Source organism: Aquitalea aquatilis (assembly GCF_005155025.1).
In the GTDB taxonomy this organism is placed as follows: domain Bacteria; phylum Pseudomonadota; class Gammaproteobacteria; order Burkholderiales; family Chromobacteriaceae; genus Aquitalea; species Aquitalea aquatilis.
This window is the reverse complement of the sequence record NZ_CP039731.1, coordinates 237,689-261,655: the sequence shown is the minus strand read 5'-3', so window position 1 is coordinate 261,655 and position 23,967 is coordinate 237,689. Positions and strand designations below refer to the sequence as shown.

Sequence of the window (23,967 nt, the reverse complement as noted above, 5' to 3'; positions counted from 1 at the left end):
ACTTGCAGAACCGTCTGGTATTGACCGCGACGGTCGAACGCGAAGAAGCCCTGCGTTACACCCCTGCCGGTATTCCGGTGGTGGAAATGTGGATCAGGCACCAGTCTAGACAGACTGCCGGCGGGTTCGAACGCGATGTGGCCTGTGAAATCCAGGCCGTGCTGATTGGAGAAGACGCCCGGAAACATGCCGGGAAACTGGCAGGAAACGCGGTGACATTCACCGGATTCCTATCCCAGCGCAGTCTGAAAAATCCGCGGTTGGTACTCAATATCGAATATGTTGAATTTGTAAAAGGTTAGTCAAAATGGCTCGTCAACTCTTCAAGCGCAAGAAGTTCTGCCGCTTCACGGCAGAAGGCATCAAGGATATCGACTACAAATCCGTTGATCTGCTGAAAGACTTCATCGCCGAAAACGGCAAAATCATCCCGGCTCGCATTACCGGTACCAAGGCTCGCTACCAGCGTCAGCTGACCACTGCTATCAAGCGTGCTCGCTTCCTGGCATTCCTGCCTTACACCGACCAACACTAAGCCGGGAAAGGACTTAAGATGCAAATCATTCTGCTCGAAAAAGTTGCCAACCTGGGTCAACTGGGTGACGTGGTTAAGGTCAAGAACGGCTACGCCCGTAACTTCCTGATCCCGCAAGGCAAAGCCAAGCGTGCTACCGAAGTCAACCTGAAAGAGTTCGAAGCTCGTCGCGCCGAACTGGAAGCCAAGCAAGCTGAAATCCTGGCCGATGCCAAGGTTCGTGCTGAAAAGCTGGTTGACGCTGTTATCACCATCGCGCAAAAAGCCGGTGTGGATGGCCGTCTGTTCGGTTCCGTGACCAATGTGGACGTGGCTGAAGCCGTGACCGCATTCGGCGTGGAAATCAAGCGTTTCGAAGTTCGCCTGCCGAACGGCCCGTTCAAGGCCATCGGTGAGTACGACATCGAAATCGCCCTGCACCACGACGTGGTTGCTCCGATCAAGGTTGTTGTGGTCGGTCAAGCCTAATTCCCTTTCCGGAATTCTGCTTCAAGGAAAAGCCCGCTTCGGCGGGCTTTTTTCATGTCTTGCTCTCCCGGTATTTCGCTGCGTTTCCCTGCATTCTCCTGCCTGATTCCTGCCATGGATTTTACTGGCAAGGCTCAACTCCTTTCATGCTGCTGTTTCAGTTCTTTCCCATCATTCTGCCCGGCCAATTCAAATAAGCTCCCTGCTGATCTTTCCAACAGCTTCGCCCTGCACTGAAGGCAGCCCCTGTTGTTAGTGGCTTCCTGGCAACGGTAGCTGCCTGTCTTGACACAAGGAGTAGTACGGCATGTCCTCCACCGCATCCCACTGTAGTGCTTTCAGTCACTGGCTTGCCGAGGCGCTGGCAGCGGAGGGGCCGGTTTCCCCCGAGCCACTGCGGCAGGATATCCGCGCTGATGTCTGCATTGTGGGGGGCGGGTTTACCGGCTTGTGGAGTGCCATCGAAATCAAGCAGGCCAACCCCGATACCGAGGTCGTCATCGTCGAGGCCAAACTGTGCGGCAGCGGGGCAAGCGGCCGCAATGGCGGCTTTGTGCTCAGCCTGTGGGCCAAGTTTCAGTCGCTGGCCAAGATGTGCGGCGAAGCCGAAGCCCTGCGCCTGTGCCGGGCATCTTCGCAGGCCATTGTCGATCTGCAGGCTTTCTGCCAGCAACATGACATCGATGCCCAGCTGCGGCTGGATGGCTGGCTGTGGGCAGCCACGACTACGGCCCAGCTTGGCACCTGGGACAGTACGGTCAGCCGGCTGGAGCAGCTGGGCCAGCATCCCTACCAGCGGCTGGCAGCAGGGCAGGCGGCGCAGCTGAGTGGTTCCAGCCTGCATCTGGACGGGGTGTTCGAGCCGGTATCGGCCTCCATTCAGCCCGCCATGCTGGCGCGTGGTCTGTTGCGCCATGCCCGTCGGCTTGGGGTCAAGGTATACGAGTCTTCACCAATGGAGCGGCTGGACGGTGGCGTACCGGCGCGGGTGCAATGTACCCATGGCAGCGTGCGTGCCGACAAGGTGATTCTGGCGATGAATGCCTGGGCCGCGCAGTTTGCCGACATCCGCAAGGCCTTTGTGGTGGTGTCCAGTGATGTGGTGATGACACGGCCCTTGCCTGACTTGTTGCAGTCTATCGGCTGGACAAATGGCATGACCATTTCCGATAGCCGCATGCTAGTGCACTACTACCGCACCACACCGGATGGCCGCATCGTCTTCGGCAAGGGCGGTGGCAGTGAGCAACTGGTGTACGGCGCCAGGCTGGCCGACAAGCTGGATGGCGCATCCGGCATCGCCGCCACAGTGGCTGCCCATTTGCGTTGCGCCTATCCGGGCGTGCAGACAGCGGACATCGTCAGCAACTGGACCGGGCCGATCGATCGTACCCGTAACGGCCTGCCGCATTTTGGCGCCTTGCCCGGTCAGACCAATGTTTTCTATGCCATCGGCTACTCCGGCAATGGCGTCGGCCCCTCCATGCTGGGCGGCAAGATTCTGGCCACACTGGCCTTGCAGCTGGACAACGAATGGGCGCGCTGTGGTCTGGTACATGGCCTGCAGCGTGATTTTCCGCCCGAACCCTTCCGCTATCTGGGTGGCCGGCTGGTACGCCATGCGGTAGGGCAGGTCGACCTGGCTGCCGATGAAAACCGCCAGCCGTCCTGGCTGATGCAGCAGTTGTGCAAGCTGGCTCCTTCTGGCCTGTCGCCCACCAAGACTACTGCTGCCCATTCCCGCTAGACCCCATCTGGAGAACTGCATGTCCTGCTCATCCGACCTGGAACAGATCCGCCAGGCACTGACTGCCTATTACGAGGCTCTGTATTACGGCCGACCGGAAAAACTGGAAGAAGCTTTCCGCCCCGATGCCCTGCTGCTGGGTGATGTCGAAGGGGCCGAGACACGGTTGGATCAGGCGCAATACCGCAGCCTGCTGCAAAGCCGGCCCTCGCCGCATGCTCAGGGTGCACCCTACGGATTGCAGATAGGTGAGATCCGTCTCTGCGGCAATGCCGCCATGGCCGAATTGCAAACGCCACTGGCTGGGCGGGTATTTACCGATTATGTCTCGCTGTTCAAGCGCCAGGGGCGCTGGCGCATCGCTTTCAAGCTGTACTCGCATCCGCAGTGAAATCTGTAGCCATCCGTGCCGCTGCGCCGGTCGGCTGCTCCAGTCTTGTTGTCCAATTTCCGGAGTACTCCAATGCATTCAAGCGAAGTTGCGCCAGCGGCACCGTCTCATGAAGACTCCGGCCTGCAGGTCCTGCCCATCAGCGGGCTGGAAACCATAGGCATCATTTTTGGTACCAATATCGGGGCTGGCGTGCTGGGCATGGCCTTTGCCGCACGCAAGACCGGCTATATCCCGCTTTTGCTCTGTCTGGCCATTACCTGTGTGCTGTGCACCATTACCATGCTCTACCTGACCGAGGTGGCGCTGCGTACCCGTGGCAACCGTCAGCTTAGCGGCCTGGCGAGCCGCTATCTGGGCGGCTTGGGGGGCTGGCTGCTGTTTTTGGCGGTGGCGGCCAACAGCTTTGGCGCACTGACCGCCTATATGGCGGGTAGTGGCAGCATCTTGCTGGATTTACTGGGTGGCTATGGCATGAGCAAGGAGCTGGGCAGCATCCTGTTCATCGTGCCGTCGGTGGCCGTGCTGTATCTGGGCTTGAAGGTGCTGGGCGCGGGTAACAAGGTGATCAGCATCAGCATGATTGTCATTATCCTGGCGCTGATTCTGGCCTCCATCGCCAGTCAGGATGCGCGCCTGAGCAATCTGTGGCTCAGCCGTTGGCAGTATGTGGTGCCGGTGTTCAATCTGGCGGTATTTGTGTTTGGTGCCCAGTTTCTGGTACCCGAGCTGGTGCGCGGCAATCTGTCCGCCCCGCGTAAACTGCCCCGGCTGATCATGAGTGGCATGGCGCTGACCTTTGTCTTTGTGGCGCTGATTCCTGCTTCGGTCATTGCGCTGGTGGGCAGCGACAACCTCACCCAGGTGGCCACGCTGAGCTGGGGCAGGGCACTGGGGCAGTGGGCTTATTACACCGCTAACATTTTTGCCCTGCTGGCCATGCTGACTTCCTACTGGGGGCTGGGTGGCTGTCTGTTCACCAATATTTTCGACCACTTCCGCCTGGGTAGCGAAACCCAGAAGTCAAAACGGCTGATAGTACTGGCGGTGGTGGCACTGCCGCCCTTCCTGCTGGCGTACTCGGGCATTGCCAGCTTCGTCAATGCGCTGTATTTCGCCGGGACTTTCGGTGGCGTGCTGATGGGCATCATCCCGGTCTTGCTGCTGAATGCGGCGCGGCAGCGGGGCGATGTCAGCAGTGAGTTTGTCTGTGGCTGGTATGCCCACCGCAGTGTGCAGTGGCTGATCATGGCCACCTTTTTTCTCAGCGGGGTGTATGCGGTGGTATCACTGTTTGGCGTGTTGCCGGAGAGCTGGTAAGGCTGGGGGGCGATAGCCGGCCAAGTGCAGGGCCGGCTCGCGCTGAGTGCCGTTTAGTCGTCCTGCAACACGATGCGGGCACGCAAACCGGGCGCATCTGCTTCGGCAATGGCCAGCAGGCGGTCGATATTGGGGTGCTTGCCCGGATGCTGACGGGCATCGGCCGTATGTTCGGCATAAAGCGCCAGGCCTTCCTGTGCCGCGGCACGGTCGAGATGGCCGTGCTGCTTGATCAGGGCGTGATAGACCCGTACCGAGCCGGCGGTGCCCGGCTGGTTTTCCAGGCGGGTGACCGGCTCACCCGCAGCGTCCAGCAGCACGATGGCGGCAATGCCGGTAGTAGCGGGGAGGGTGTCCAGAATGTCCTTGAAGGTGGGTGTGGTCATGGGTTTGTGTTCCTGCGTGGTGCTGGCAAAAGGTGGAGGATAGCCGCAGATGCTAGCACAGGAGTGATGCTGCGGCCTGTGCTTGCGCATTGTCCATGAGTGGGATGTTGCTGGTGCAATAAGGCACTGTATTGGTGCATTTTCCCTGCTGCCAGTCATCGCTAACCGAAGATGTGCGGAATGGGTGTCAGCTAATGTCTGCCATATCAGTGCTTTAGGAAATATGGCACGCTGTTTGCTATAGGGATGGCAGTAGCTGGCGACGGGTGATGGCTGTTTCGACCCTCCATCACCGTCCTGCGCCAGTCTGCAAAGGAGAAAACAGAGCGGCATAGCCGCCACCGGCCGGTCTGGCCGAAGGGACCACCCTTCGGCCAGACGACCAACCTTGTGCCGCCCCATCAGGCGGGCTGCACCCCCATCAGGTATTTCCTGCTCATGGCCTTGAACAGTTCGCTGCCGGCCACTCCCAGCATTTCGAACAGCACCATCTCCCGGCTGACCAATACCGCCCCGGCTGCCTGCATACGTTGCAGCCCCAGTTGCTTGTCGCTGTTGCGGCGGCTGGCTACGGCATCGGCTACCACGAACACCTGCTTGCCCAGGGCCAGCAGTTGCAGCACGGTCTGCAGTACGCAGACATGGGTTTCCATGCCGCAGACAATCACCTGCTTGCGCGCCAGCAGGCTGTCGGGCAGACATTCTGCCGCCACGCAGGAAAAGTGCAGCTTCTCCACCACGGTGGCCTGTGGCGCGGTGGCCAGCAGGCTGGCCTCGGTATGACCCAGTCCGCGCGGGTATTGTTCGGAAAACACCACCGGCAGGCCGGTATCGTGGGCCACCCCCACCAGCCACAGGCTGGCAGCCAGCATGGCGTCGGCCTGGTCTACTGCCGGTAGCAGTTTGTCCTGGATATCCACCACCAGCAGGGTGGCCTGATCGATCTGCATCAGCATGTCTGTGTCCCCTCTCTGTTATTGAGAACCGCCAACAAAATAGCGTAGCGTCGCTGGGGCAAGGTTCGCCGGCGCAGACAGTACAAGGTGTACGGCCAGCAGGCGCAATACTGCTCCAGGTGTTAGTGGCTCTCACTATGCATAAATTGTCTGGCTGACAGGGTAATCCCTTGATGGGCGAAAAAGCCAGATGTGGCACTATGCCGCTTCAACATTCTTGGGACCATCCGGGCTGTGCTGCAGTTCAGCGCAGGCAGGGATGGTGCAACTGGCGTGGCAAGCCGACACAGAACCGCTGTCTGCGCCGTGGAGAGACTTCATGCTGCAAGGTGCTTACCGGCTGTTTCATCAAGCCATTGTCGAAGTGATTGACGCCAAACGGGTGTTCACTGATCCGCTATCCACCCTGGCTTACGGGACGGATGCTTCCTGTTACCGGCTGGTGCCGAAGATCGTTATCCAGACCCATGACGAAGCCGAGGTGCAGGTGGTGCTGGCCCAGGCTGCTGCGCATAGCCTGCCAGTGACCTTCCGCGCCGCTGGTACTTCCTTGTCCGGCCAGGCGGTGAGCGATTCCATCCTGGTGGTGGCCAGCCATGGCTGGAAAGCGCTACAAGTACTGGACGATGGCCTGGCCATCCGGCTGCAGCCGGGGGTGATCGGTGCCACGGCCAATGCCGCCCTGCTGTCGTTCGGCCGCAAGATCGGCCCCGATCCGGCCACCATCAATTCCGCCATGATTGGCGGCATCGTCAGCAATAACTCCAGTGGCATGTGCTGCGGTACCGCGCAGAATACCTACCAGACCATCAAGAGCCTGCGGCTGGTGCTGGCCGACGGCGCGGTGCTGGATACCGCTGATGCGGCCAGTGTGGCGGCCTTCCGCCAGTCGCATGCCAGCCTGCTGGACGGCATTGCCGCATTGGCAGCGCGCATTCGGGCTGATGGCGAGCTGGAAGCGCGCATCCGTCGCAAATACAAGATGAAGAACACCACCGGCTACAGCCTGAATGCGCTGGTGGATTTTGCTGATCCGCTAGACATGCTGCTGCACCTGATCGTGGGGAGTGAGGGCACGCTGGCTTTTGTGTCGGAAGTGACCTACCACACGGTGGAAGAGCTGCCGCACAAGGCTTCGGCACTGGTACTGTTTCCCACCATCAAGGACGCTTGCGATGCCATCCAGCTGTTGGCGCAGCACAAGGATGTGGTGTCCTCGGCCGAGCTGCTGGACCGTGCCAGCCTGCGTTCTGTGGAGAACAAGGCCGGGGTGCCGGCCGAGCTGAAAACCCTGGGCGATGCAGCGGCCGCCATCCTGATCGAAACCCGTGCCCGTGATGCCGTGGCGTTGACCGGGCAGATCCATGCCATCTGCGGCTATATCGCCGCCATTCCCAATCTGTCCGGCATCCATTTCACCGATGTGGCCGAGCAGTACACCCGCTTGTGGAATATCCGCAAGGGCATGTTCCCCAGCGTGGGCGCGATGCGGGCGGCGGAAACCACCGTCATCATCGAAGACGTGGTCTTCCCCATCGAGCACCTTGCCGAAGGCACGCTCAAGCTGCAGGCACTGTTCCGCCAATACCACTACGACGAAGCCATCATCTTCGGCCATGCGCTGGAAGGGAACCTGCACTTCGTGTTCACGCCCAACTTCTCCGGCGAAGCCGAGATCAAGCGTTACGAAGCCTTTATCGAGGACGTGTGCCGGCTGGTGGCCGTTGAGTACGAAGGTGCAGTCAAGGCCGAGCATGGTACCGGCCGTAATATGGCGCCGTTTGTGGAAATGGAGTGGGGCCCGGCGGCTTATCGTATCATGCAGGAGATCAAGGCGCTGTTTGATCCGGCCGGGATTCTCAATCCGGATGTGATCATCACCCACGACAAGCTGCTGCACATCCGCAACCTGAAGCCGATTCCTACGGCCAATACGCTGATCGACAAGTGCATCGAGTGCGGCTTCTGCGAGGTGATGTGCCCCAGTCGTGCCATTACCCTGAGCCCGCGCCAGCGCATTGTGGCCAATCGGGAAATGGCTGCCCTCAGCCAGAGCGGCCAGGACGCGGCGCGGCTGGAAGATTTGCGCGCCCGCTACCAGTATGCCGGTGACGAAACCTGTACCACCTGTGGCCTGTGCGAGAGCGCCTGTCCGGTGGGCATCAATACCGGAGCCCTCACCAGCCAGCTGCGTCAGCAGCAGCTGAGCGATAGCGGCCAGGCCCTGGCCAACACCCTGGCCGGCCACTACGGTACGGCGACCGCCGGCGCACGGCTGGGCTTGCGTGCCCTGCAAACGGTACAGAGCGTGGCCGGTAATGCCGCCACCGGCCTGTTGATGCGCAGCCTGCGCCGGGTGGTGGGGCGGCGCATTCCCTACTGGACACCGTATTTCCCGCGTGCGGCCAGCAAACTGCGGCTGGATGAAGGCAGGGGCAGCGCGCGCAAGGTGGTGTATCTGCCATCCTGTCTCACCCGCACCTTTGCCCCGGCAGCAGCACTGCCCGACCAGCGTCCGCTCAACGAGGTTGTCGCCTCGGTACTGGGCAAGGCGGGTTACCAGCTGATCTATCCGCAGCAGATGGATGGCCTGTGCTGCGGTACACCGTTCAAGTCCAAGGGCGCGGTGGATGCCGCCGCCAGCAAGCTGGCCGAGCTGGAAGCCGCCTTGCTGGCCGCCAGTGACAACGGCCGCTGGCCGGTGATCGTGGACAATGGCGTGTGTACCGCCAGCATGCTGGAAGGGCTGCAGGACCAGCGGCTGCAGGTGTATGACGTCACCCGTTTTGTGCAGGAAGTCGCCGCCGATCATCTGGCCTTCACGCCGCAGCCAGAGTCCGTGGCCTTGCATGTGGTGTGCTCCATGCGCAAGACCGGCCAGGCGGTCATGCTCAATGCGCTGGCCAAGCGCTGCGCCAGCACGGTGATCGAGCCGCAAGGCATTACCTGCTGTGGTTTTGCCGGTGACAAGGGCTTCAGCCATCCTGAGCTGAATACCAGTGCCTTGACCGGCCTGAAAGCCCAGGTCAAGGATTGCGGTAGTGGCTTCTCCAATAGTGTCACTTGCGAGATCGGCCTGTCGGCCAACGCCGGTATTCCTTACCAGAACCTGATGTACCTGGTGGACCGCGCCTGCCGCAGCCGCTAAGCGCAACCAGGCGGTATCAACAGCACCAGCCCCGTTTTCAGCGATGAAACGGGGCTGTTGTCTGGCGAATCCGCTTGTTAAACAGCCATTCTATTTGTAATGATGTCATGCTATCCGGTCGGGACCTGCTTACAGGAGCATTGCCGCATGTCATTTCATATTCGCCGCATCGAGCCGGACGACGCCGCCGCCATGGCGCGGCTGCAATCCGCTCCGGGTGTGGTGCGCCATACCTCGCAACAGCCTTACCAGTCGGTAGCCGACTGGCAGCACCGGCTACAGCAGCTGCCATCAGACAGTCACTGGCTGGTGGCCTGTAGCGCAGATGGCGAGGTCATGGCCAGCGCCGGGCTCAACATCCTGCCGCAGGCGCGCTGTCGCCACGTGGCGGACATTTTCCTGGTGGTGCGTGATGAATGGCAGGGCAAGGGTGTGGGCCGGGCATTGCTGCAAGCACTGCTGGAGCTATCCGACAACTGGCTGGGGCTGATCCGGCTGGAGCTGATGGCGCAGCAGGACAACCAGCGTGCCATCGCGCTCTACGAACGCTTTGGCTTCCAGCATGAGGGCGTGGTGCGGCAGGACATCCTGCAGGATGGCCGCTATGTGGACAGCGTGGTGATGGCGCGGCTGCACTGGCCGGCGGGAGGACAGGCATGAACCGGTATCACATTCGTAAACCCGGGCCGGCTGACGCAGGGGCGCTGCAGGCGCTGATGAGCGATCCGCTCTGCTATGGCAATACCTTGCAGCTACCTTATCCCTCGCTGCAGCTGTGGCAACAGCGGCTGGAGCGCAATGAGCCGCTGCAACACCACCTGTTGCTGGAAACGGCCGACGGTCAGGTGATTGCCCATGGTTCGCTGTGGCGGGAAAGTTCACCACGGTTGGCGCATGGTGCCAGCCTCGGCATGGCTGTGCAGCGCGAATGGCAGGGGCGGGGCGTGGGTTCAGCCCTGCTGCAGGCTCTGCTTGAGCTGGCGGACAACTGGCTGGGGCTGCATCGGGTGGAACTGACGGTGTTTGACGATAATGCGGCGGCGCTGGCGCTGTACCGCAAATACGGTTTTGTCGAAGAAGCCCGTCTGCGTGCTTATGCGCTGCGGCATGGTCGCTATGAGGATGTGTTGAAGATGGCCAGGCTGCGGGCCTGTCCGCCTGCTGGGGCGGCTTGAACTGAGGGCAAAAAAATAACGCCATCGCAAGATGGCGTTTTCAATCACAACACAACAAAGGAGTTTGCTGTCTGCCCTGACGGCAGAGGCCTGATGATGCACAACAAGCCCTGAAAAAACTTCAACAAAGTGTCGACATTATCCAATATGGCCGGCCAGCGGTCGTTCATGATCCGGACATCCAATGGTAATAATGCGACCTTGCTGATTTATATAAAGAAAAAGCGCGGTTGAACCGCGCTTTTTCTATTTCCAGTCAACTGGATCAAGCAGGAGCAAGCAGGCTTGGTGCTAGATATCCTGGCCTTCGACGATGCCATCGTGATGCGGCGCGGATTTCGGCAGGATCAGGTTCAGCGCCATGGCCAGGATGGAGCACAGGCCAACGCCGGCCAGTTCCAGACCGCCCAGTTTCAGCGTCAGGCCGCCAATACCGGCGGTCAGGACCACCGAAATGATCACCAGATTACGCGGCTGCATCAGGTCAACCTTGGCTTCAATCAGGGTTTTCAGGCCGATGGAAGCAATGGTGCCGAACAGCAGCACCATGATGCCGCCCATCACCGGCATGGGGATGGATTGCAGCAAGGCGTTGAACTTGCCAAAGAAGGCCATGCAGATGGCAAACACCGCCGCCCAGGTCATGGTGACCGGGTTGAAGTTGCGGGTGATCATCACCGCGCCGGTTACTTCGGCATAGGTGGTGACCGGTGGGCCGCCGATCAGGCCGGCCACGCACACGCCCAGGCCATCACCCATCAGGGTGCGGTGCAGACCGGGAGTCTTGGTGAAGTCCTTGCCGGTCACGCCACCGATAGCCATCACGCCACCGATATGCTCGATGGACGGGGCAATGGCCACCGGCAGCATGAACAACGCGGCAGACCAGTTCACTTCCGGGCTGTGGAATACCGGAGCGGCAAACCACGGCGCATTGGCCAGCTTGGCAAAGTCCACCACGCCCAGGAAAGCCGCCGCGATGTAGCCAACGGTCACACCGGCCAGAATCGGCACCAGCTTGAACATGCCACGGGCGTAGATGGAAACGATGACCGTGGTTGCCAGCGAAATGGCCGCCAGCAGCATCGAGGTTTCATAGGGCATGATCTGCTTGCCACCCGCCTGGCCCATGGCCATGCCGGAAGCCGCCGTGGCCACGGACAGGCCGATGATCATGATCACCGGGCCGATCACCACCGGTGGCAGCAGCTTGTTGACCAGCGCCATGCCGCGCCAGCGCACGATGGCGGCAAACACGAAGTACATGAAACCGGCGGCAAACAGGCCGAACATGGTGGCGGCCTGACCCCAGGTATGCATGGAGTAGATGATGGGGCCGATAAAGGCAAACGAGCTGCCCAGGAAAATGGGCACCTGGCGGCCGGTACACAGCTGGAACAGCAGGGTGCCGATGCCGGCACCGAGCAGGGCCATGGCGGGGTTGAGGCCGGTCAAGAGCGGAACCAGAACCAGTGCGCCGAAAGCGACGAACAGGATCTGGGCGCCGGAGATGGCCACCTTCACGTGTTGGAACATAATGGGGTTTCCCTGTTTTTGTTAAAAGCAAATACGGCCTGACGCTGACTCAGACCGTGCAATACATGATGGCCTGGGCAATGATGTTGTTCTGCTGACGAGCCAGCAGGCTGTGCTGGCGGAAGTCCTGCACCATGGCCTGCACCCGCTGATAGGTGTCAAAGTTGGGCAGCGGCCGATAAGCAATGTCCACGTCCAGCCGCGCCGCCACTTTCTTGATGGTGGTGGGCTTGAGGCAGACATGGCGCTCGGGGTCGCTATAGGCCAGAAAACAGCTCACCACCGGCCACTTGGCCGGGTTGGCATTGCCATCGTTGCGACACAGCTGCAGCACTTCGACAAAATCGGCAAAACTGTCCGGGCCAAACTGGTGCAGCAAGCGATAGAGCGCCTGCACAAAAGCCGCATGCACATCGCGAAAGCCCAGGTAATTGCGAAAGGCCATCTTTTCGAAGGTGCTCACCGTAGTGCTGCGGCCAATGATCTGGCGGCAGGTTTCGGTGATGTCGGCATAGCGCTGGCTGGCGATGGCCTGCTGCAGCCGCTCCGCCGTCAGCCCTTGCTGGCACAGCAGGATGACGCTATCCACGCTGCGGTGTTTCTTTGCCAGTGCCTGCCACGCGGCATCCTGCAGGCCATCGGGAAAGCGCAGCAGAAAGTCGTTATCGATCTGTTGATGGGCGTTCATCTCTTTCCCTTTTTTCTTTTGGCCGCGGGCTGCAAAAACGCCGCCCTTCCGGTACGGATGAGCGGCGTGCTGACAGGGTATTCGGCAAACTCAGGCGTGCTTGGTGCCGAAGATCTTGTCACCGGCATCACCCAGACCAGGAATGATGTAGCCGTTTTCGTTCAGGTGGCTGTCCAGCGAGGCGGCATACAGCTGCACGTCCGGGTGGGCATCGTTGACAATTTTTACGCCTTCCGGTGCTGCAACCATCACCACCGCCTTGATCTGCTTGCAGCCTTTGCGCTTGAGCAGTTCGATGGTGGCTACCATGGAGCCGCCAGTGGCCAGCATCGGGTCGATGATGATGGCGATGCGCTCGTCCAGGCTGTCGACGAATTTTTCGAAATAGGACACCGGCTCCAGCGTTTCTTCGTTGCGGGCCAGGCCCACTACGCTGATCTTGGCCGAGGGCACCAGGTCGAGCACGCCGTCCAGCATGCCGATGCCGGCGCGCAGAATGGGCACCACGGTGACTTTTTTGCCCTTGATCTGCTGGATGTCGATCTTGCCGCACCAGCCGTCGATGGTGGTGGCTTCCAGTTCAAAATCGCGGGTGGCTTCATAAGCCAGCAGACGCGCCAGTTCCTGAGTGAGCTGGCGGAATTTCATGGTGCTGATATCGCCCTCGCGCAACAGGCCGAGTTTGTGCTGTACCAGCGGATGGTTGACTACGTGGATATTCATGCTTGGTCCCAAACCTTGCGAAAAAGCTGCCGATTGCGATCTTGTGGAGCGCAGAGGCAGCTTGTTTCAGATATGCGAAACCGGCCTTGTTGCCATGGCCGGTCTTTGAATGAGGTATGGGGCGATATTCTACCGCTTTTCCCACTGGGAAATCCACGGGATTAACCCTGAAGCGGGCAATGGTGCCGCACAGATATAACCCTGTACCGCATGGCAGCCCAGTTCGCTCAGTACCGACAGGTCAGCGGCATCCTCCACCCCCATGCCGACCGTGCTCAGACCTCCGGCCTGGGCCAGGGCCAGCGCCTCAGCCAGAATGGCGCGCAGGTGCTGGTTGTCACCGGCACCATGCACAAAGGCGCGGTCGATCTTCAGGCCGCTGAAATGGCTGCTCAGCAGTTTGTCGGTCAGGCCGGTGCCAATGCCGAATTCATCCACCATCACGCCAAAGCCTGCCTGGCGTAGCGCTTGCAGCTGCGTGTCGGCCATGGCCCAGTGCTGGCGCAGGGTGCTCTCGGAAAACTCCAGGCTCAGGTTGGCCGGGCTCAGGCCGGCCAGCCTGGTTTTCTGGGCCAGGTGGTTGGCCAGTTGCGGGTCGGCCAGCAATTGGGCGGACAGGTTGATCGATACTTGCAATTCCTGTCCCTGGTCCAGCCAGTCGCGGCAGGCATATAGCGATTTTTCCAGAATCAGCTCGGTCAGCTCGCGAATCATGCCGCGCTCTTCCATTACCGGCACGAAGGTGATGGGCGACAAGACGCCCAGTGCCGGATGGCGCCAGCGCGCCAGGGCCTCGGCACCGAGCACGCGACGATTGCGGATGTCGACGATGGGCTGGAAATACGGCACCAGTTGGTCGTTTACCAGCGCTTTCCAGATTTCATCGATGGGCATGGCACCGCCATTGTCAGCCGTGGCTGGGCTGGTGGCGTGCTCGGTTTGAGCTTGTGAAGGTGTCATGGCGGTATCCGGTAGGGATAGGGCAGAGGGCTGCCGGCAGTATGCTGTTGCTGAATTGTAAGACAGGCAGGCGGCAGTGGATATTAACTTGTCGTGGTGTTGTTAAAAAAACGGATGGATAGCCAGGCCGCTGCCCGCTGCTGGCGTGATGATGTGCGCTCAGCTTGCAGAGTCAGGACAGGGGTGGTGCTGGAGAAGGGTGCTAGCGGGCCGGCTGTGCAGTCTGTTGCAGGCAAGGCGCGCCAGGCTTTGTGTCGCATCCTGTGCAATGGCATCCATTCACCATGCCGGCAAAGAAAAACCCGGCCGGGGCCGGGTTTGCTCTCTTTTGCATGGCGGGTGGGACGGGCGTGGCTTACAGCCCTTGCAGCACTTCCTGCAGTTCGCCGGACTGGTACATTTCGTACATGATGTCCGAGCCGCCGATGAATTCGCCTTTTACATACAGCTGCGGAATGGTCGGCCAGTTGGAGAATTCCTTGATGCCCTGGCGGATTTCGGCATCCTGCAGCACGTCAACGGTCTTGATGGTTTCTACGCCACAGGCTTTCAGAATCTGGACCGCGCGCGAGGAGAAGCCGCACTGCGGGAACTGGGCCGAGCCTTTCATGAACAGCACAACCGGGTTTTCGGTAACGGTCTGCTTGATGATGTCCTGGGTATCCATGAGGAATTCCTTGCGGTGAACGGGCAAACAGCGGGTTTGCCCTCAATACTTGACTGAAACGATGGGTTATTGTACGTAAGCCGGCTGCGCCGGTCAATTTGCCTGATTGCGTGCGCGCAGCTGGCGCAGGAATATTTCGGCCTGCCCGTCGTACAGGGCATGGCGGTTCATGAAGCGCGACACATTGGCCGCCATCAGTGCGGTGGCCATCAGCGGAATGATCATGGTGGAAGAAGAGGATGTCATTTCCATCACGATGACAAATCCGGTCATCGGGGCGCGAGTCATGCCGGAGAAAAAGGCCACCATGCCAAGCAGCACCATGGCTGCCTGTGGCAGAAACGGCAGCAGCAAGGACATGTTCAGGCCAAAGCCGGCACCCACGGCCAGCGAGGGGGCGAACATGCCGCCGGGCGCGCCGCTGATATAGGTGATGATCAGCGAAACCAGCTTGAGAATGCCGTATTCCTGCATGCTGGCTCCGCCGCCCTCGATGATTTCCTTGGCGCGGAAATAACCGGTGCCAAAGGTGATGCCATCGCTGGCGATGCCGATGACTGCCAGCAGCAGGCCACAGGCGACGGCGAACAGAATGGGGTAATTGATGCGCCAGCCGTGTAGCGGGCCGGGTAGTTGCTGGGCCAGGGCCAGAATGGCGCGCGAGGTCAGCCCGCCAATGATGCCGCCGATGATGCCGCACACCGGAATGGCCATCCAGCCCGAGCGCAGCTCCAGTGCTACCGACACCACGCCGAAATAGTTGTAATCGCCCAGTACCGCAATGGCGGTAATACCGGCCAGGATGACCGACAGCAGGATGGTGGAGCTGGCGCGCTGGTCGAAGGTGCGGCCCATTTCCTCGATGGCGAATACAATGCCGGCCAGCGGCGTATTGAAGGCCGCCGCCACGCCGGCCGCCGCACCCGCCAGGATAAAGCTGCGCGCCACGCCCTCATGGCGCAAGGCGGCTTCGCGATTGAGCGAATACTTGATGGCCGCCCCCACCTGCACGATGGGGCCCTCGTAGCCCATGGTCGAGCCGCAGCCCACGCCGATCAGCGTCAAGATCATCTTGCCCACGGCTGCACGCATGGTGAGAATGCGCGCGCGCAAGGCGTGCATGCCCGGCTGCATGGCGATGATGGTTTGCGGAATGCCACCCCCACCGGCACCATCGAAGAAGGTGCGCAGCAGCCATACCGACAAGCCCAGCCCGGCCGGGGTGATCAGCAGCGCCCACAAGGGCGACTGGTCGTATATCTGGTAGAACAGCTCGTGTGACAGATGGCTGCCATTGGCAAACACCGCCGCCACCAGACCGATCAGAATGGCGGCAATCCAGATCGGAGCCCGACGTCGCCACAGTGCCATGGACAAGTACAGATATCTCAGGCGGCGGCTGGCGCGCAGGCCGTGCTGGCCCAGGCGCCGGGCGACTCGGGAGTCGGGCATGGGGGAGGAAACTCCGTGGCGGTTTATCGAGAGAGCAGCAAAGCCGTGTTGCGAATCATTCGAGATGAAACGGTATTTTCGATTTTGCTAATACTCGATGATAAGGTCAATTACCTTTCCTGACCAGAACCGCAGCGAAGAAACCATCGGAATTATGCAGGTGCGGCTTCAATTCCAGATAGTCGCCAATTTGCAGCGGAATCTTCTGTTCGGCCAGCGCTTCATCCATCGGCATCAGGACAAAATCCGGGTGGGCGGTCAGGAAGGCTTCGACGATGTCGCGGTTTTCCTGCGGCAGCAGGCTGCAAGTGGCGTACACCAGGCGGCCGCCCACTTTCACCAGCCGGGCTGCGGAAGCGAGAATGGCCGTCTGCTTCACGTTCAGTTCGGCCACGCTTTCCGGGCTCTGGCGGAATTTCAGGTCGGGGTTGCGGCGCAGGGTGCCCAGGCCGGAGCAGGGGGCATCCACCAACACGCGGTCGGCCTTGCCAGCCAGGCGTTTTACCTTGCTGTCGTTCTCATGAGCCAGCAGTTGCGGGTGCACATTGGACAGGCCGGAGCGGGCCAGGCGCGGCTTGAGGTTGGCCAGGCGCTTTTCCGATACGTCGAAGGCGTACAGACGGCCGCTGGAGGCCATCTGGTTGCCCAGCAGCAGGGTCTTGCCACCGGCTCCAGCGCAGAAATCCACCACCATTTCACCACGGCGGGCACCGGTAATCAGGCCCAGCAGCTGGCTGCCTTCGTCCTGTACTTCGATGACGCCGGATTTGAACAGCTCATACTTGGACAGTGCCGGTTTGTCTTGCAGGCGGATGCCGATGGGTGAGTAGGGCGTCGGTTCGCAGGGCATGCCGTCGGCGCGCAGGCGGTCCATCACTTCGTCGCGCTTCATCTTCATGGTGTTGACGCGCAGATCCAGCGGGGCCGGCTCCATCAGGCCCAGGCCCAGTGCCAGTACGTCCTTGGGGTCTTGTTCTGCCAGACGTTCGATCACCCATTCCGGCAGTTCGGCGGCGATGGACAGGTTGTCGTCCAGTTGCTTGCCCTTGACGCTGCCCAGCCATTCGCGCTCACCGGCGCTGGTGGAGTCGGCCAGTTCCTTGATATTGAGTTTTTGCAGGCGCATCAGTGCCACCATGGCCAGCCGGCGCGGGCTGGCCTTTTCCGGGGCGATCAGCGCGCGGAACTGGATCAGGCGGCGCAGGCAGCCAAAGGCAGTTTCGGCGATCAGGTGGCGGTCGTTGGAACCCAGCTTCACGTTTTCACGGAAGTAGGCCGACAGCACGGCGTCGGCCGGGCGGTCAAAGCGGATCATCTGGCCGATGACGTTTTCGATATGTTTCAGTTGGCTATGGCTGATATTCATTAATGATTATTCCGGGTCATGGGGCGAGCGGGCAGGCGCCATTGCTCGGTGCCGTCAATATTGATCAGCACGGCGCGCAGTTCTACCCGTTTGCTCTTGTCGGTGCGCGAAATGCGCACCGGCAGGTTGGCGAAATCCGGAGCCAGCCAGAATTCGGTGATGTCATCCTCGCCCTTGGCGCGGAACACTATCACCCGGATCTTGCCGGAGCCGGTGTCGTAATCGGTTTCTCCACTGGGGGTCATCGGATAGTCGTAGACCTTTTTCCCGGTGGTGATCTGTAACGGGGCGGAGCCAAGCTGGCCGCCCTTCAGCCCCAGCTGGAAAGCCAGGCTGAATACATCTTGTGCACCGGCGCGCAGGGCGATTTCCTTGTCGCCCTGATCACCAAAGTGCAGTGTGCCGCCTGCCCAGTCAAAGCGGGCGGACTCCTTGGCTTCCTGACCTACCCAGGCTTGCAGGCTATCGGGCTGCAGGCCGTGCTGGTTTAACTGCCCTTGTGAAAGATAGCGCCGATTCCCGCCGATAACCGGGTTGAAGCGAATCTCCAGCGTATAACTGTTCGGGCCATGTTGCCAGTTCAGGCTTCCGGTGCCGACTATCGCTCCGTTATAGAAGGTTTGGTAACCCAGCTTGGCCTGCGCCGGGAAGCGGTGCAGGGCGGTTGCCGGCGACAGGTAACCAGCCGGCCTGTCTGCTACGTTGGCGGCCGGCGCGCTGGCTTCGACTGCGCGTTCATGCTGTTCAGCCTTGTCCATCTTCTCGGCATGGGCCGCTGCCGGCTCACTGGCAGCCACTGGCTGGTGATGATTGGCCTGTTCTGCCACCGGCTGGCTGGCGTCTTCCGTCTCGGCCGCTTGCTCTGCCGCGGCTGGCGGATGTTGCTTGGCTTTGGCGTGGGCAGCCGAGGCATCACGTTTGCGTTTTGTCTTGTGCGCTGCCGCCGCTGTTGCCGGCCCGCTGGGCAGCAGTCTGGCAGTTGGTGTGGCTGGCGGCGCGGCTTGCTCCAGTTGCAGCGCCTGCATTTTTACATCGATCTTGCGCAGGGCCTGATCGGGCGGCAATTCAATCGCTGTTTCCGGCAGCAGGCCGGAACCCAGCATGGCCACATGCAGCAGCAGGGAAGCCAGCAGGGCCAGGATGAATATCCGCAGCGATGATTTCATGCCGTGACCGACAACTCAGGGCGCAGGTGCCAGCAGGCTGGCAGCCGGCTGGGCGGGCGATGCCACCTTGCCATCGACAATCTTCAGCTCGCCAGCCACGAAGCGGCGCACGGCATTCGGGTAGAGCTGGTGTTCCAGCTGCAATACCCGGCCGGCCACGCTGTCCGGGGTGTCGTTGTCCTGCAGTGTCACCACGCCTTGCGCCACGATGGGGCCGTGGTCCAGCTCGGCGGTGACGAAGTGCACGGTGCAGCCCGCGACCTTGCAGCCCATCTCCAGTGCCCGTGCATGGGTATGCAAACCGGGAAAGGCGGGCAAGAGCGAGGGGTGGATATTCAACATGCGCCCTTCGTAGCGGCGGGTGAAGTCTGCCGTCAGGATGCGCATGAAGCCGGCCAGCACCACCAGATCGGGCTGATAGCCGTCTATCACTTGCGCCAGCTGTGCATCAAATGCTTCGCGGCTGGCAAACTGCTTGTGATCCACCACGGCGGTGGCGATGCCACGCTCTGCCGCCCAGGCGAGGCCGGCGGCGTCGGGGCGGTTCGCTACCACTGCGGCGATGCGCGCGGCCGGAATATTGGCCTCGACAATGGCCTGCATATTGGAGCCACGACCGGAAATCAGGATGACGATATTTTTCATGGTTGCACTATTGGCTGCGGGATGTCGCCGGTAAAAAAACAAGCGCCGCCAGCAATGCTAGCGGCGCCGTTCGGTGTCACTGCCTGACTCAGGAAATCTGGGTCTGGTGTTCGTCACCGTTGCGGGCGCGTACGCTGCCCAGGCGGTGTACGGTTTCGCCTTCCTGTTGCAGCAGGGCGGTGGCCGCAGCCACGTGCTCTTCGGCCACGATTACCACCATGCCGATGCCGCAGTTAAACGTACGGTACATTTCCTGGCTGTCGACATTGCCTTCTTTTTGCAGCCACTGGAACAGCTTGGGCAGCTCCCAGCTGCCTGCGTCCAGTTGGGCCACGACATTGTCCGGCAGCACGCGCGGGGTGTTTTCGGTGATGCCGCCGCCGGTGATGTGGGCCATGCCTTTTACCGGCAGGGTCTGCATCAGCTTGAGCAGTGGCTTCACGTAGATGCGGGTGGGGGCAATCACCGCATCGCGCAGGCTCTTGTCGCCATCAAAGGCAGCGTCCAGATCCGGCTGGGCACGGTCGATGATCTTGCGTACCAGGCTGTAACCGTTGGAATGCACACCGTTGGAACCCAGACCCAGCACCACGTCGCCCGGGACGATGGTACGGCCGGTGATCACCTGGCTCTTTTCCACCACGCCGACAGCAAAGCCGGCCAGATCATATTCGCCCACCGGGTACATGCCCGGCATTTCGGCGGTTTCGCCGCCGATCAGTGCACAACCGGCTTGTTCGCAGCCAGCGGCAATGCCCTTGATGACGTCGGTGGCTTGCGGTACGTCCAGCTTGCCGCAGGCGAAGTAATCCAGAAAGAACAGCGGCTCGGCACCCTGAACCAGGATGTCGTTCACGCTCATGGCCACCAGATCGATACCGACGGTGTCGTGGCGATTCCAGTCAAAGGCGAGTTTCAGCTTGGTGCCCACGCCATCGGTGCCGGATACCAGGACGGGCTCTTTGTACTTTTTGGAAATTTCCACCAGTGCGCCGAAACCGCCGATACCACCGAGAACTTCCGGGCGCATGGTGCGCTTGGCATAGGGCTTGATGTTTTCGACGAGCGCGTCGCCGGCGTCGATATCCACGCCTGCATCACGGTAACTGAGGGACTGGGTGCTCAAGGTAAACTCGCTTTCTGCTAACTTGAAGTATTTTCACGTCAAGCTTTCGCTGATGCGAAAGCACTGTATTTTAACTGAATTTCTGCCAGAAAGCCGCGCTTAATTTGCAATGCCGCAGCAGAAAGCGCCGTGGCGGCTGCCCAGGCCTGCCCCGGTGCAGGGCCCGCCATGCTGTGCCGGGCTGCTGTGACACGCTTTTATCCGCCTGGAATCGGCAAACTAATGGCATGCAGCGGTTTCGCCAACAGGCCATCTCGGCGTAAAATCACGCTCTGACTTCAATCGGCCCACACGACCTTACTCTTGGACCAGCTAGTACTAGACCTGACCCCCACTCCGCTGCCGGCCTTCGACAATTTTCTGGCCCAGCGCAACCGCGAGGTGATTACCGCCCTCACGGCGGAGGATGGCGAGCGCTTCATCTATCTGTGGGGCGAGCCGGGCAGCGGCAAAACCCACCTGTTGCAAGCCTGGATCGCCCACGCCGAGCGGCTGGGGCGCGCCTCCATCTATCTGGATGGCCAGAACGAGCATCTGCCCGATTTTGCCCGTGAAGCCAGCTTCATCGCGGTGGACCATGTCGACGACCTGGCCCCGGACGACCAGATCACCCTGTTCTCCTTTTATAACTCGCTGAAGGAAAGTGGCGAGGGCCGGCTGCTGATGGCCGGGCGCAAGCCGCCGATGGCCGCTGCCGTGCGCGACGATCTGCGTACCCGGCTGGGCTGGGGACTGGTGCTGGAAGTAAAAGCCCTGTCCGACGACGACAAGCTGGCCGCGCTGCGCACCCATGCCGCCAACCGCCAGCTGGCGATTGCCGACGATGTCTTCCGTTACCTGCTTACCCACTGGCGGCGCGACCTGTCCAGCCTGATCGGCATGCTGGACATGCTGGACCGCTATTCGCTGGCGCTGCGCCGCCCCATCACCGTGCCGCTGGTGAAAAACGTTTTGCAAACCGCGAGTTCTTCCGACACATGACCCAAGCACCCAATCTGGCCCTGTTTGATCTGGACAATACCCTGCTGATCGGCGACTCCGATTTCGAATGGCCGCGTTTCCTGATCAAGCGCGGCATTGTCGACCAGGCCTACTACGACCACCGCAACAATCATTTTTATGAACAGTACAAGTCCGGCACGCTGAATATCGGCGAATACCTGGAATTCGCGCTGGAACCGCTGACCCGTTACGACGGTGCCGAGCTGGCCGCGCTGCATGCCGCTTATATGGATGAGCACATCCGCCCCATCATCCCGCAGGCGGCGCGCGACCTGCTCAACCTGCACCGTGCCCAGGGCGATGAAGTCCTGATCATCACCGCCACCAACCGCTTCATTACCGGCCCCATCGCGGCCGAGCTGGGCGTTGATGCGGAACACCTGATTGCCATTGAGCTGGAACAGACTGCCGATGGCCGCTACACCGGCAAGCACACCGGCGTACCCAGCTTCCAGGCCGGCAAGATCACCCGGCTGGAAATGTGGCTGGCCGAGCGTGGCCTGTCCATGGCCAGCTTTGCTCGCAGCTTTTTCTACAGCGATTCGCACAACGACCTGCCGCTGTTGTCCATCGTCAGCAATCCAGTGGCGGTAGACCCGGACGACACCCTGCGCCAGCATGCCAAAGAGCAGGGCTGGCCGGTGATCAGCCTGCGCGGCTGAGCCTGCCATCATCCCGTCCGCACAGGTTGGCCGCAGTGCCAGCCTGTTTTTTTGCCCGGAGAACGACATGCAGCAACTGGAAGCCTTTCTTGCCCGCGCCGAAGCCCTGCTGGCCCGTCTCGAACCCTTGTTGCCGCCGGCCCGGCCCGAGCCGGACTGGAGCGCGCCGGCCTATCGCTGGCGGCGTCAGGGCATGGCCGGCTGGCTGGAGGGCGTCAACGAGCCGCACACCCTGCCGCTGGCCCGGCTGACTCATATCGACAATCAGCTCAAGCTGCTGGTGCGCAATACCCGCCAGTTCGTCAAGGGCAAGCCTGCCAACAATGTGCTGCTGACCGGCGCGCGCGGCACCGGCAAGTCTTCGCTGGTGAAGGCATTGCTGCCGGAGTTCGCCGACAAGGGCCTGCGCATCATCGAGGTGGACAAGGATCATCTGTCCGATCTGGCCCAGATCATGACACTGGTGGCCGGGCGCAAGGAACGCTACATCCTGTTTTGCGATGATCTGTCCTTCGAGGATGGTGATGATGCCTACAAGGCACTGAAAACGGCGCTGGATGGCGGCCTGGCGCGCCGGGCGGAAAACATGCTGGTGTATGCCACCTCCAACCGCCGCCACCTGATGCCGGAAAAACACAGCGAAAACCGCGAAGGCTGGGTCAGCGATGGCGAAATCCATCCGGGTGAAGCCATCGAGGAAAAGGTGTCGCTGTCCGACCGCTTCGGCCTGTGGCTATCGTTTTATCCCTTTGATCAGGACGCTTACCTCGCCGCCGTCAAAACCTGGCTGGAGCACTTTGCCCTGCCCATGGATAAAGAGACCGAACGTGCCGCCCTGCAATGGAGCCAGCTGCGTGCCAGCCGTTCTGGCCGGGTGGCCTGGCAGTTTGCCAATGACTGGGCCGGCCGCAGCGCGCGCGAGCGCAAGGCGGAGCTGGGCAAGTGAGTGTAGCCAGCGTGGCGGCCACGCCGCCGCACCGGACACGCGGCATCCTGCTGTACAGCCTGGCCATTTTTCTGCTGGCGGTAATGGATGCCAGTGCCAAGTGGTTGACCCATGGCTATCCGGTGGGGGAGATCATCTTTTTCCGCTCGTTGTTTGCCCTGCCCATTTTGCTGGTGCTGGGGCTGCGCCACAGCAGTGCGCCAGCGCGCCTGCTGGCTACCGCCCACCCGTGGCGGCACCTGCTGCGCGGGGTGGTGGTGATGGTGACCATCGTGACTTTCTTCATGGCCTTGCGCCATTTGCCGCTGGCTACGGTGACGGTGATTACCCTGGCCAACCCGATATTCATGCTGCTGCTGGGCTTGTTCTGGCTGGGTGAGCAGGTGGGGCGGCAGCAATGGCTGGCGGTAGGCCTGGGGCTGATCGGGGTGATGGTGGTGTGTGGCCTGTCCGGCCTGCAGTTCAATGCCTACAGCCTGCTGGCGGTGGCATCGGCTTTGTCCTATGCCCTGGCTACGCTGCTGACCCGTCAGCTGTCGGCCACCGACAGCCCGGCCACCATTGCCATGCTGGGTACGCTGATCATGCTGTTGTTCAGCGGCATGAGTATGGGCGGTGACTGGCAGTGGCCGGGGCTGGCCGACTGGCTGGTACTGCTGTTGCTGGGCTTGAGCGGTGGTCTGGCCAACTTCGTCAATGCCCTGTCGCTGCGCGATGTGCCGCTATCGGCGGTGGCACCGCTGGAGTACAGCATCCTGCTGTGGGCGGCGGCGCTGGGGTATTTTTTCTTTGCCGAAATGCCGGGTATGAGCACCTGGCTGGGCGGGGCCTTGATTATCGCCAGCGGTGTGGTGGTGGCCAGGGCGAAGCACTAAAGGCCGACTAGGACAATGGCTGACAAG

At 61.1% G+C, this 23,967-nt stretch carries 25 protein-coding genes; 13 read left to right on the top strand and 12 right to left on the bottom strand.

Annotated elements, in window-relative coordinates:
- Nucleotides 1-2: 2 nt before the first annotated feature.
- The 6 genes from priB to FAZ30_RS01230 all read left to right on the top strand — a co-directional run bounded on the left by priB (nucleotide 3) and on the right by FAZ30_RS01230 (nucleotide 4,461).
- On the top strand, nucleotides 3-302 hold the full coding sequence (gene priB / locus FAZ30_RS01255) for a primosomal replication protein N (RefSeq protein ID WP_059287688.1): 300 nt from the start codon (nucleotides 3-5) through the stop codon (nucleotides 300-302).
- Nucleotides 303-307: 5 nt separating this feature from the next.
- Nucleotides 308-535 carry a 30S ribosomal protein S18 gene (gene rpsR, locus FAZ30_RS01250; RefSeq protein ID WP_028535202.1) on the top strand — a complete coding sequence of 76 codons (228 nt, stop codon included), beginning with the start codon at nucleotides 308-310 and terminating at the stop codon, nucleotides 533-535.
- Nucleotides 536-553: 18 nt separating this feature from the next.
- Nucleotides 554-1,003, top strand: a complete 450-nt coding sequence (rplI, locus tag FAZ30_RS01245) for a 50S ribosomal protein L9 (protein ID WP_089085558.1) — start codon at nucleotides 554-556, stop codon at nucleotides 1,001-1,003.
- A gap of 307 nt (nucleotides 1,004-1,310) precedes the next feature.
- A complete protein-coding gene (locus FAZ30_RS01240) occupies nucleotides 1,311-2,750 on the top strand; it encodes an FAD-dependent oxidoreductase (protein WP_137008433.1) in 1,440 nt (479 codons plus the stop codon).
- A 19-nt stretch (nucleotides 2,751-2,769) separates the two neighbouring features.
- Nucleotides 2,770-3,141 carry a nuclear transport factor 2 family protein gene (locus tag FAZ30_RS01235; RefSeq protein ID WP_137008431.1) on the top strand — a complete coding sequence of 124 codons (372 nt, stop codon included), beginning with the start codon at nucleotides 2,770-2,772 and terminating at the stop codon, nucleotides 3,139-3,141.
- 72 nt (nucleotides 3,142-3,213) lie between these two features.
- Nucleotides 3,214-4,461, top strand: a complete 1,248-nt coding sequence (locus FAZ30_RS01230) for an aromatic amino acid transport family protein (RefSeq protein ID WP_137008429.1) — start codon at nucleotides 3,214-3,216, stop codon at nucleotides 4,459-4,461.
- A gap of 53 nt (nucleotides 4,462-4,514) precedes the next feature.
- On the opposite strand, the gene FAZ30_RS01225 is transcribed toward FAZ30_RS01230, so the two are convergent.
- Both FAZ30_RS01225 and FAZ30_RS01220 read right to left on the bottom strand, forming a co-directional pair.
- Complete coding sequence (locus FAZ30_RS01225) at nucleotides 4,515-4,847, bottom strand: DUF2322 family protein (protein ID WP_124644690.1); 333 nt, start codon at nucleotides 4,845-4,847, stop codon at nucleotides 4,515-4,517.
- A 401-nt stretch (nucleotides 4,848-5,248) separates the two neighbouring features.
- Nucleotides 5,249-5,803 carry a hydrolase gene (locus FAZ30_RS01220; RefSeq protein WP_124644691.1) on the bottom strand — a complete coding sequence of 185 codons (555 nt, stop codon included), beginning with the start codon at nucleotides 5,801-5,803 and terminating at the stop codon, nucleotides 5,249-5,251.
- 319 nt (nucleotides 5,804-6,122) lie between these two features.
- Between FAZ30_RS01220 and FAZ30_RS01215 the strand changes: the two genes are divergently transcribed.
- The 3 genes from FAZ30_RS01215 (at nucleotide 6,123) to FAZ30_RS01205 (ending at nucleotide 10,126) form a co-directional block, all read left to right on the top strand.
- Nucleotides 6,123-8,951 carry an FAD-binding and (Fe-S)-binding domain-containing protein gene (locus FAZ30_RS01215; protein WP_124644692.1) on the top strand — a complete coding sequence of 943 codons (2,829 nt, stop codon included), beginning with the start codon at nucleotides 6,123-6,125 and terminating at the stop codon, nucleotides 8,949-8,951.
- 147 nt (nucleotides 8,952-9,098) lie between these two features.
- On the top strand, nucleotides 9,099-9,611 hold the full coding sequence (locus FAZ30_RS01210) for a GNAT family N-acetyltransferase (protein WP_124644693.1): 513 nt from the start codon (nucleotides 9,099-9,101) through the stop codon (nucleotides 9,609-9,611).
- Nucleotides 9,608-10,126: a GNAT family N-acetyltransferase gene (locus tag FAZ30_RS01205; RefSeq protein WP_137008427.1), complete on the top strand. Its 519-nt coding sequence runs from the start codon at nucleotides 9,608-9,610 to the stop codon at nucleotides 10,124-10,126. The genes FAZ30_RS01210 and FAZ30_RS01205 overlap by 4 nt, the downstream gene beginning before the upstream one ends.
- A 291-nt stretch (nucleotides 10,127-10,417) precedes the next feature.
- Here FAZ30_RS01205 and FAZ30_RS01200 read toward each other — a convergent pair whose 3' ends face one another.
- The 10 genes from FAZ30_RS01200 to purM form a co-directional block, all read right to left on the bottom strand.
- The gene (locus FAZ30_RS01200) at nucleotides 10,418-11,662 is read right to left on the bottom strand and encodes a uracil-xanthine permease family protein (RefSeq protein WP_124644695.1); all 1,245 of its coding nucleotides are present in this window, start codon (nucleotides 11,660-11,662) and stop codon (nucleotides 10,418-10,420) included.
- Nucleotides 11,663-11,711: 49 nt separating this feature from the next.
- Complete coding sequence (locus FAZ30_RS01195) at nucleotides 11,712-12,350, bottom strand: hypothetical protein (RefSeq protein ID WP_124644696.1); 639 nt, start codon at nucleotides 12,348-12,350, stop codon at nucleotides 11,712-11,714.
- Nucleotides 12,351-12,440: 90 nt separating this feature from the next.
- The gene (upp, locus tag FAZ30_RS01190) at nucleotides 12,441-13,073 is read right to left on the bottom strand and encodes a uracil phosphoribosyltransferase (protein ID WP_124644697.1); all 633 of its coding nucleotides are present in this window, start codon (nucleotides 13,071-13,073) and stop codon (nucleotides 12,441-12,443) included.
- Nucleotides 13,074-13,202: 129 nt separating this feature from the next.
- On the bottom strand, nucleotides 13,203-14,033 hold the full coding sequence (locus FAZ30_RS01185) for an EAL domain-containing protein (RefSeq protein ID WP_124644698.1): 831 nt from the start codon (nucleotides 14,031-14,033) through the stop codon (nucleotides 13,203-13,205).
- A gap of 355 nt (nucleotides 14,034-14,388) precedes the next feature.
- Nucleotides 14,389-14,700: a Grx4 family monothiol glutaredoxin gene (gene grxD, locus FAZ30_RS01180; RefSeq protein WP_103524717.1), complete on the bottom strand. Its 312-nt coding sequence runs from the start codon at nucleotides 14,698-14,700 to the stop codon at nucleotides 14,389-14,391.
- 93 nt (nucleotides 14,701-14,793) lie between these two features.
- Nucleotides 14,794-16,152: a chloride channel protein gene (locus FAZ30_RS01175; protein ID WP_124644699.1), complete on the bottom strand. Its 1,359-nt coding sequence runs from the start codon at nucleotides 16,150-16,152 to the stop codon at nucleotides 14,794-14,796.
- A 106-nt stretch (nucleotides 16,153-16,258) separates the two neighbouring features.
- The gene (locus FAZ30_RS01170) at nucleotides 16,259-17,512 is read right to left on the bottom strand and encodes an RsmB/NOP family class I SAM-dependent RNA methyltransferase (RefSeq protein WP_205676660.1); all 1,254 of its coding nucleotides are present in this window, start codon (nucleotides 17,510-17,512) and stop codon (nucleotides 16,259-16,261) included.
- A 5-nt stretch (nucleotides 17,513-17,517) separates the two neighbouring features.
- Nucleotides 17,518-18,684: a DUF3108 domain-containing protein gene (locus tag FAZ30_RS01165; protein WP_137008421.1), complete on the bottom strand. Its 1,167-nt coding sequence runs from the start codon at nucleotides 18,682-18,684 to the stop codon at nucleotides 17,518-17,520.
- Nucleotides 18,685-18,699: 15 nt separating this feature from the next.
- Nucleotides 18,700-19,329: a phosphoribosylglycinamide formyltransferase gene (gene purN / locus FAZ30_RS01160; protein ID WP_137008419.1), complete on the bottom strand. Its 630-nt coding sequence runs from the start codon at nucleotides 19,327-19,329 to the stop codon at nucleotides 18,700-18,702.
- Between the two features lie 88 nt (nucleotides 19,330-19,417).
- Nucleotides 19,418-20,455 carry a phosphoribosylformylglycinamidine cyclo-ligase gene (gene purM / locus FAZ30_RS01155; protein ID WP_124644703.1) on the bottom strand — a complete coding sequence of 346 codons (1,038 nt, stop codon included), beginning with the start codon at nucleotides 20,453-20,455 and terminating at the stop codon, nucleotides 19,418-19,420.
- 303 nt (nucleotides 20,456-20,758) lie between these two features.
- On the opposite strand from purM, the gene hda reads away from it, so the two are divergent.
- The 4 genes from hda (at nucleotide 20,759) to FAZ30_RS01135 (ending at nucleotide 23,940) form a co-directional block, all read left to right on the top strand.
- Nucleotides 20,759-21,436, top strand: a complete 678-nt coding sequence (hda, locus tag FAZ30_RS01150) for a DnaA regulatory inactivator Hda (RefSeq protein ID WP_103524711.1) — start codon at nucleotides 20,759-20,761, stop codon at nucleotides 21,434-21,436.
- The gene (locus tag FAZ30_RS01145) at nucleotides 21,433-22,119 is read left to right on the top strand and encodes a histidinol-phosphatase (RefSeq protein ID WP_137008417.1); all 687 of its coding nucleotides are present in this window, start codon (nucleotides 21,433-21,435) and stop codon (nucleotides 22,117-22,119) included. Before hda ends, FAZ30_RS01145 begins: the two co-directional genes overlap by 4 nt.
- A gap of 67 nt (nucleotides 22,120-22,186) precedes the next feature.
- On the top strand, nucleotides 22,187-23,065 hold the full coding sequence (locus FAZ30_RS01140) for an ATP-binding protein (RefSeq protein WP_137008415.1): 879 nt from the start codon (nucleotides 22,187-22,189) through the stop codon (nucleotides 23,063-23,065).
- Complete coding sequence (locus FAZ30_RS01135) at nucleotides 23,062-23,940, top strand: DMT family transporter (RefSeq protein ID WP_124644706.1); 879 nt, start codon at nucleotides 23,062-23,064, stop codon at nucleotides 23,938-23,940. The genes FAZ30_RS01140 and FAZ30_RS01135 overlap by 4 nt, the downstream gene beginning before the upstream one ends.
- Nucleotides 23,941-23,967 lie beyond the last annotated feature (27 nt).

What these genes read in the sequence shown, in the direction of transcription:
- rpsR (WP_028535202.1), top strand. Translation starts at nt 308, where the DNA reads ATGGCTCGTCAACTCTTCAAGCGCAAGAAGTTCTGCCGCTTCACGGCA.
- rplI (WP_089085558.1), top strand. Translation starts at nt 554, where the DNA reads ATGCAAATCATTCTGCTCGAAAAAGTTGCCAACCTGGGTCAACTGGGT.
- FAZ30_RS01240 (WP_137008433.1), top strand. Translation starts at nt 1,311, where the DNA reads ATGTCCTCCACCGCATCCCACTGTAGTGCTTTCAGTCACTGGCTTGCC.
- FAZ30_RS01235 (WP_137008431.1), top strand. Translation starts at nt 2,770, where the DNA reads ATGTCCTGCTCATCCGACCTGGAACAGATCCGCCAGGCACTGACTGCC.
- FAZ30_RS01230 (WP_137008429.1), top strand. Translation starts at nt 3,214, where the DNA reads ATGCATTCAAGCGAAGTTGCGCCAGCGGCACCGTCTCATGAAGACTCC.
- FAZ30_RS01225 (WP_124644690.1), bottom strand. Translation starts at nt 4,847, where the DNA reads ATGACCACACCCACCTTCAAGGACATTCTGGACACCCTCCCCGCTACT.
- FAZ30_RS01220 (WP_124644691.1), bottom strand. Translation starts at nt 5,803, where the DNA reads ATGCTGATGCAGATCGATCAGGCCACCCTGCTGGTGGTGGATATCCAG.
- FAZ30_RS01215 (WP_124644692.1), top strand. Translation starts at nt 6,123, where the DNA reads ATGCTGCAAGGTGCTTACCGGCTGTTTCATCAAGCCATTGTCGAAGTG.
- FAZ30_RS01210 (WP_124644693.1), top strand. Translation starts at nt 9,099, where the DNA reads ATGTCATTTCATATTCGCCGCATCGAGCCGGACGACGCCGCCGCCATG.
- FAZ30_RS01205 (WP_137008427.1), top strand. Translation starts at nt 9,608, where the DNA reads ATGAACCGGTATCACATTCGTAAACCCGGGCCGGCTGACGCAGGGGCG.
- FAZ30_RS01200 (WP_124644695.1), bottom strand. Translation starts at nt 11,662, where the DNA reads ATGTTCCAACACGTGAAGGTGGCCATCTCCGGCGCCCAGATCCTGTTC.
- FAZ30_RS01195 (WP_124644696.1), bottom strand. Translation starts at nt 12,350, where the DNA reads ATGAACGCCCATCAACAGATCGATAACGACTTTCTGCTGCGCTTTCCC.
- upp (WP_124644697.1), bottom strand. Translation starts at nt 13,073, where the DNA reads ATGAATATCCACGTAGTCAACCATCCGCTGGTACAGCACAAACTCGGC.
- FAZ30_RS01185 (WP_124644698.1), bottom strand. Translation starts at nt 14,033, where the DNA reads ATGACACCTTCACAAGCTCAAACCGAGCACGCCACCAGCCCAGCCACG.
- grxD (WP_103524717.1), bottom strand. Translation starts at nt 14,700, where the DNA reads ATGGATACCCAGGACATCATCAAGCAGACCGTTACCGAAAACCCGGTT.
- FAZ30_RS01175 (WP_124644699.1), bottom strand. Translation starts at nt 16,152, where the DNA reads ATGCCCGACTCCCGAGTCGCCCGGCGCCTGGGCCAGCACGGCCTGCGC.
- FAZ30_RS01165 (WP_137008421.1), bottom strand. Translation starts at nt 18,684, where the DNA reads ATGAAATCATCGCTGCGGATATTCATCCTGGCCCTGCTGGCTTCCCTG.
- purN (WP_137008419.1), bottom strand. Translation starts at nt 19,329, where the DNA reads ATGAAAAATATCGTCATCCTGATTTCCGGTCGTGGCTCCAATATGCAG.
- FAZ30_RS01145 (WP_137008417.1), top strand. Translation starts at nt 21,433, where the DNA reads ATGACCCAAGCACCCAATCTGGCCCTGTTTGATCTGGACAATACCCTG.
- FAZ30_RS01140 (WP_137008415.1), top strand. Translation starts at nt 22,187, where the DNA reads ATGCAGCAACTGGAAGCCTTTCTTGCCCGCGCCGAAGCCCTGCTGGCC.